This window comes from Pseudonocardia nigra, assembly GCF_019396355.1.
GTDB classification, from domain to species: Bacteria; Actinomycetota; Actinomycetes; order Mycobacteriales; family Pseudonocardiaceae; genus Pseudonocardia; species Pseudonocardia nigra.
The window spans coordinates 1-6,548 of sequence record NZ_JAHKRK010000314.1; the positions used below are offsets into that span (position 1 = coordinate 1).

The window sequence follows — 6,548 nt, forward strand, 5'->3', positions numbered from 1 at the left end:
CCGGCCACCCCTGGATGCCGGCACTACCCGCGCCCACCTGACCACGGACACCGAGCCGAGCGCACCGGAGGCCGAACGGCCGACCGGCGATCACGCCATGCCACCACACCGCTGAATGTTTACGCGCGGCCGGCCCTTCCGCACGACCCACGTGCACGATTGTTGGCCCGCGCCGTGGAGCTCGGGCCGAGCGCCGCGAACGGAATCAGGCACCGCTGCCGACGGGCCCCGGCGCGAACCCGTCGGCCACGGTCGCCGCCAACTCGAGGAATGCGCGTGCGGTGGCCGGGCGCAGCATCGTCGGATCGATGCGCCCACCCGTCGCGAGATGCGGATCGTGCGGGATCTCCACCACCTCCCGGCAGCGCTCCGCAAAATGGGCGCGCAGCAGACCGGCGTCGACCTCTTTGCTCGTGCGGTCGAGCGAAAGCACGACAACGGCCCGGGCGACGGCATCCCGGTGCCCGTGGGCCACCAGCCAGTCCAATGTCTTGCTGGCGCGGCTCGCACCGTCGACCGTGGGTGACCCGACCACCACGAGACTGTCCGCGAGCGCGAGCGTGCCCTCCATTGCGGAATGGACCATCCCGGTTCCGGAGTCGGTGATGACGATGTTGTGGAATCGGGCGAGAACGGCGCAGACGCGCTCGTACTCCGCTCGATCGAACGCCTCTCCGCGAACGGGGTCCTGCTCCGAGGCGAGCACCTGCAACCGACCCGCGAGACTGGTGAAACGGACGACGTCGGGAAGCGCCCGTAACTCCTCGATCGCCCCGAGCAGATCCCGGACGGTGGCGCGCGGTTCGCCGGTGAGCCGATCGGCGAGCGTGCCTGCATCCGGATTGGCATCCATGACCACCACCCGGTCGCCGCGATGCTCGGCGAGCGTCAGACCCAACAATGCGGCAACGGTGGTCTTACCGACCCCACCCTTGATCGAGGCGACGGCGATGCGGTGCGGCGCCGGCAGTTCCCGGCGGATCCGGCGGACGAGTTCGCGGCGGCGCTGCTCGGCGGGCCCGATACCGGCGTTGATCGCGCCACCGGTCGCCGTGAAGACCGCGCGACGCCAACCCGAATCCGGGATGTCCGCGCGGTTTCGCACGATCGTGGCGTCGGTGAGTTCCACCGCCCCTCCGGCCGTATTCGGTACGACGCGTTCCCGCCTGCCTGCCGGTACCGCCTGCACCGTCTGTTCGGGGACGGGCGGCGCGGGATCCGATCGCGGCGGTTCCGCATCGGTCGAGACGAAGGATCGCTTCGGCATGTCCCCCCTATCCGCACGGCCATGGCCGACGCTGGGGCACTGCTGTCCGGCACAACGCACGCGCGACGGCGAGATCGTGCACGACCTCGCGCTGGTCTTCCTCGAACCGCAATCCTACGACCTCCGTGACTGCGACCCACCCGGCCGGCGGCGAGGGGCTCCCGCAGCGACGCGGCCGGGGCGCAGCCGCACCCAGCCCTGCCCCCGGTGGCCTATTGACACGAGACAGCCCAGTCCGTTCGCATGCCTTCGAGAAGCGTGACAATGCAAATACCAGCACCTCCCCGACACCGAAATGCCTGGACCGACGCGTGTCGTGCCGGATTTGCCCGCTTCTTTCGATGGTAACTGTGCGCACTCGAATGGATACACAGTGCAATGCAGGGAAATGTCGTCGGTGCGACATGTGCGCGCGACCTGTCCGCACTATGCTTCACACGAATCACATCCAGTTGTGCACCGGAGCGTGTGTACGACGTGGTGGGAGTGCATGGGGGGCCAGTGCGTTCTCGGCAACACGTGATGGCGGGCGCGGCCGACCGCGTGTCGGCATCCCCGTCCGCGAGTCCGACCGCGATTTCGCAGTCCGGAGTGCAGTACCCGAACCAGCCGGACATCGCCGACCGGTGGCGATGCCGGCACAGCCGTCATGTTCACGACCTGACGGTCACCCGCGCAGGGGGGACGAGATGACCGACGAGCCGATCCGGTGTGCCCTTCCGGGGTGCGACGCGATCATCGAGCAGCCGGACGACGGTGGGCCGCCGCGGCGCTACTGCACACCTGCCCACCGCGCGGCCGCCCGGAGGAAGCGCCACGAGGCCCGTCTCGACGCCACCGTCGAGGAGGCGTCCGCGACGGAGGCCGGCGCCCCGGTGGCGCCACCCGCACCGCTCGCGGCGCGGACTCCACGGGAGGATCCGCCGCGGACGGAAGACCTGTCGCAGCCCGACGGCCGATGGAGCCCGGCGGCGAGTTGGACCATCTCGCCGACGCCTCCGCCCCCACTTCGGGAACGCACCCTCAACCGCAAGGCCGCCCGCACGGCCGGAGAGCGCCGGGCGGCTGCCACGTCCCGTCGCCGCCGCGCCGTGGCCGGCCTCGCGATCGTGAGTCTGGTCGCCGGGGGTGGCGGCTACCTCGTCACCGAGACCACCGTTCCCGTCGCGCCTCCCGTCCAGCAGCCGCCGCCCGTCGCCCAGCCGGTCGCCGATGCCGACCAGTGGGTCACCCGCGCCGAGGTCGTCCTCGCGTCGATCGACGAGCAGCTCGAGGCCGTGGCTCAGACCGAGGCCACGTGGGCGCGGCTTCCCGAACACCGCCGGAGCGGGCAGCCCCCGGCGCCCGTGCAGGCGCTGCTCGATCGGAAGGCGCTCCTCGAGCAGCAGCGGGCCACGCTCACCTCGCAGCTCGGGGCGCTCCGCGCCCTGCCGGAGGTCCGCACCGACCTCACCGCCGCGCAGGCACAGCTCGAGGCGGTGGAGCGCGCGCTGGCCACCGGGCCGGACGCCACCACCTCCGCGGCCCAGGCGGAGGCGGTTCGGCGGCTGCAGGCGCAGCGCGAGCTGCACATGCGGCAGCGCGATCACAACGCACAGGAGTTGGCCAGCCTCCGCGACGGCGTCGAGAAGGCGCGCGCGGCGCCACTGCCCGAGGTCGCCGACGCGACGGAGCCGATCGTCAGCCAGGTCATGGCGCTGATCGAGCGACGGCCCGACCCGCAGCCGCAGGAGGCCCGCGACCGGACCGCGGTGCAGGCGGCCGTCCTGCCCCGGCGCGACGGCGACCGCGGCCACGAGCGCCAGGACGTCAGCCCCACGGCGCCGCCGAACCCGTCCCGACCCACGCTGGTCACCCTTCCCCAGGACCCCCGTGCTGCCGGGGACCACGACCACCACGACGACAAGCACCGCGACGACGAGCACCGCGACGACGAGCGGTCCCGGGCGGGTGGCAGCAACGGCAACGTCGTCACCCATGTCGCGGCGAACACGGTCGGCGTCGTCCGCAAGGTCCTTCGCAGCGACGACGACTCGTCGCACGAGCGGTCGGACCACCGTCGCGCCGACGCGGACCGCCACCACTCCCAGTCGGACGACCGGAAGGACGACCGCGAGCGGCGCGACCGCGCCGACGACGAGAAGTCCGACAGCAAGAAGGACGACAGCAAGAAGTCCGGCAGCAAGAACAAGAAGTCCGACGACGAGAAGCGGCCCGTCGCCGAACTCGTCAGCAACGTCACCCACACCGTCGGGTCCGTGCTCGGCGGCTCGGACGACGACCGCAAGCGGTCGAGCTCGGCGAAGGACGATTCGTCGAAGCCGGTGGGGAAGGCCGAGCGGGCCCGCGACAAGGAGGAGCACCACTCGCGTGACTCCCAGTCGCGCGGCTCCCGGGAGGACGACCGGTCCGACCGGGACGGGCACCACGACCGGCACGAGGAGCAGGCGGACCGGGACGCGTCGAAGGACCACGGGAACGAGGACGAGAAGGACTCCTCCGACAGCGACTCGCGAGAGCGGAAGAAGCCGAGCGGCAAGGCTCAGCGCGCCAAGGACAAGGCGGCGGCGGAGGAGGCCCGGGACAAGGCCGGGTCGCTGGGCGAGCGGCTGGAGGAGCGCGGCGCGTCGGACGACAGGTCCGGCTCCGGTTCGGACCAGGCCGACGACGGCAAGAAGGACGACGGCAAGAGCGACGACAGCAAGAAGGACGACGGCAAGAAGAGCGACGGCAAGAAGAGCGACGGCAAGAAGAGCGACGGCGGCGGCTCCTCGTCCGACGAGGATTGACCGGTCGTCCGACGAGGACTGACCGGCTCGGCGAACGCCGGGTCGCGCCTTCGGGTGCGGCCCGGCGTTCGTCGTTCTCGGCAGGGGGCGATCGGCCGCGGCGCGGACGGATCGCCGCGCGGGAGCTCAGCTCGCGCTCTGCACCGGGTCGGCTGCCGTGTCGTGCGCCCGCCGCGGGCCGAACCCGTCGGCGAGCAGTGCGGCCAGGCCGAGGAACGCGTCGTGGGTGCCCGGCTTGAGCCGCGGCAGTTCGATGCGGCCGCCCGTGGCGAGGTGCGGGTCGTGGGGCACCTCGACGACGGCGCGGCAGCGCTCCTCGAAGTGCCCGCGCACCCGGTCCAGGTCGACCTCCTTGCTGGTGCGGTCGCAGCTGAGCACCACGACGGCGTTGTCGACCTGGGCGCGGTGGCCGTGCGCAATGAGCCAGTCGAGGGTCTTGCTGGCCCGGCTCGCGCCGTCGACGGTAGGGCTGCCGACCACCACGAGGCTGTCGGCGAGGGCGAGGGTGCCCTCCATCGCCGAGTGCACCAGGCCGGTACCGGAGTCGGTGATCACCACGTTGTAGAAGCGGGTGAGGACCTCGCAGACCCGCTCGTACTCGTCGCGGTTGAACGCCTCGCTCATCGCCGGGTCCTGCTCGGACGCGAGCACCTGCAGCCTGCCGGCGAGGCTCGTGTACCGGGCGACGTCGGTGAGCGAGTGCGTGGACGCGATGTTGTCGAGCAGGTTCCGCACGGTCACCGACGTCTCGGCGGTGAGCCGGTCGGCGAGGGTGCCCGCGTCGGGGTTGGCGTCGAGTGCGATCACGCGGTCGCCCCGGTTCTCGGCGAGGACCAGCCCGAGGCAGGCGGTGACGGTGGTCTTGCCGACCCCGCCCTTGATCGAGCTGACCGCGATCTGGTGGGAGCCCGGCAGCGGTTTGCGGATGCGCCGCAGCTGGTCCTGGCGTTGCCGCTCCGCCGGGCCGATCCCGGGGTTGATCAGGCCACCGGTCGCCTTGTACACCGCGCCGCGCCAGCCGTGCTGCGGCCGGTCGCTGCGAAACCGGACGATGGCGTCCTCGGTGAGCTCCGCGGCGGTGGCGGCGTCGGGGCGGGGTGGGGTCCGCGCGGCGGTGCGGTCGTCGGGCCCCGTCATCGGCTGCCGTCCCTCGCCGAGCTCGCCGGATCGCGCCACGTCTCCCCCTGACTGTTCACGTGGTCCCCCTCAGGACACGAAGCGGTCGGCCATCAGCGCGGCCAGCCGGTAGGCCGCGTCGCGCGTGGCGGGCCGCAGTCGTCGCAGCTCCACGCGCCCGCCGGTGGCCAGGTGCGGGTCGTGCGGGATCTCGATCACCTCTCGACAGCGTGACGCGAAGTGCTCACGGATCCGGGTGATGTCGACCTCGCTGCTGGTGCGGTCGCACGACAGCACCACGACCGAGTTCGACGCGAGCGACGAGTGCCCGTGGGCGAGCAGCCAGTCGAGGGTCTTGCTCGCCCGGCTGGCGCCGTCGACCGTGGGCGCCCCGACGATGATCACGCTGTCGGCGAGCTTGAGCGTGCCCTCCATCGCCGAGTGCACCAGGCCGGTGCCGGAGTCGGTGATGATGATGTTGAAGAAGTGGTCGAGGACGGCGCAGATCCGCTCGTACTCCTCGCGGCTGAACGCGTCGCCCGCCCCCGGGTCCTGCTCCGACGCGAGTACCTGCAGCCTGCCCGCGAGGCTGGTGTAGCGCGACACCTCGGTCCACGAGTGGATCCGGTCGAGGTCGTGGAGGAGCTCGCGGACCGTCACCGACGACTCCCCGGTGAGCCGGTCGGCCAGCGTGCCGGCGTCGGGGTTGGCGTCGAGCACGATCACGCGGTCGCCGCGGTTCTCGGCGAGCACCAGGCCCAGCAGCGTGGAGACCGTGGTCTTGCCGACGCCGCCCTTGATCGAGGTGACGGCGATCCGGTGCGGCTGCAGCAGCGGGTGGCGGATCCGGTGCAGGATCTCGCGCCTGCGCAGCTCCTCCGGCCCGGGGCCGGGGTTGACCAGGCCTCCGGTGGCCCGCAGGAGGGCCAGTCGCCACCCCTCCGACGGCTCGTCAGGACGCTCCTTGACGATCGCCTCCGAGCTCAGCTCCGAGGCCGTCGTCGCCGTGCCCTCCCCGCGGTTCGAACCCGTCGAGCTCACTGCACCCCCTGGCTGTACCGGACCCCCACCGACCCGCCGCCGACCCGTGATCACGGTGCCGGGCTGCGGTTCCAGCCGGTGACCGTATCGCTCCCACCAGATCGACGGGTCGGGTTCGACCTTCTGCCGCACCACGCGGCAGAGAGTAGCGTGCAGTGGCGACACGATCACCTGATCGGTGATCGACGCGCGAGGGCGTGGGCGGCCACCTAGGTGAGCTAGGACCGAAGAAGTCGGTAAGAACGAGTCAAGTTTGGCCATCGCGAGCCGAGACTCAGGGGCGTAATGTGCTCCATGCTCGCTCCACAGCGCAACGACAGCGCACCTGACCTGCA

4 protein-coding genes are annotated in these 6,548 nt (G+C 71.7%); 1 reads left to right on the forward strand and 3 read right to left on the reverse strand.

Annotation, left to right across the window (positions count from 1 at the left end; genetic code table 11):
• Positions 1–205: 205 nt before the first annotated feature.
• The gene (locus KME75_RS38845) at positions 206–1,129 is read right to left on the reverse strand and encodes a MinD/ParA family ATP-binding protein (RefSeq protein WP_308283460.1); all 924 of its coding nucleotides are present in this window, start codon (positions 1,127–1,129) and stop codon (positions 206–208) included.
• 827 nt (positions 1,130–1,956) lie between these two features.
• Between KME75_RS38845 and KME75_RS38850 the strand changes: the two genes are divergently transcribed.
• On the forward strand, positions 1,957–4,056 hold the full coding sequence (locus KME75_RS38850) for a hypothetical protein (RefSeq protein ID WP_219419936.1): 2,100 nt from the start codon (positions 1,957–1,959) through the stop codon (positions 4,054–4,056).
• 126 nt (positions 4,057–4,182) lie between these two features.
• Here KME75_RS38850 and KME75_RS38855 read toward each other — a convergent pair whose 3' ends face one another.
• Both KME75_RS38855 and KME75_RS38860 read right to left on the reverse strand, forming a co-directional pair.
• A complete protein-coding gene (locus tag KME75_RS38855; protein WP_219419937.1) occupies positions 4,183–5,193 on the reverse strand; it encodes a MinD/ParA family ATP-binding protein in 1,011 nt (336 codons plus the stop codon).
• Between the two features lie 69 nt (positions 5,194–5,262).
• The gene (locus tag KME75_RS38860; RefSeq protein WP_308283461.1) at positions 5,263–6,213 is read right to left on the reverse strand and encodes a MinD/ParA family ATP-binding protein; all 951 of its coding nucleotides are present in this window, start codon (positions 6,211–6,213) and stop codon (positions 5,263–5,265) included.
• Positions 6,214–6,548: the final 335 nt, after the last annotated feature.